Annotated in this window: 1 pseudogene; it reads right to left on the minus strand. The window is 42.3% G+C overall.

Annotated features, from left to right (window positions below):
• Positions 1-232: 232 nt before the first annotated feature.
• Positions 233-515 (minus strand): annotated as a pseudogene (locus tag R7Q11_RS29440) (TetR/AcrR family transcriptional regulator); the annotation flags it as partial.

Genomic DNA, 515 nt, shown 5'->3' on the forward strand with positions numbered 1-515 from the left:
TACGGTGTGGCATCACACTCTCCTTTGTGACGTTTCGTCAAATTTAAAAACTAAAAAAATCAGCCCGCGCTGTTTTCTAGTTTTTACGTAACTTTTCAAATGCCTCTCTAGGTTCTTCACCTTAAGCATCATCTTTTAAGTCAAATATTGACGATTCGTCACTTTGGTGTGATAAAAAAGCCAATCATCGTTTGGATTGGCTTCTGTAACCGATTTCACGGTTCACTGTTTCTCAGCAAGCCATCTCTTCGCTAAAGAGTTCCTGTTCTACTCGACGCCAGGTTTTCCTATAGTCCCACTCTGTAGAAAGTGGCGCCCAACCTAAGCCGTCTAATAACATATTCGCATTGTGCAACACAGAAAATGGGTCTTGGATTCGTTGTATACAGCGACTATTCGATGCGTTTTGCGCAAGCGCGTTAGAACCAAATGCGATAGACCAGTTAGCAAACACAATAGCATCCGCACCTATAGCAGGAGAAAACTTTAGATCTCCGCACTCTACTGCATTATTG

It is taken from the genome of Vibrio sp. 970, from assembly GCF_033339075.1.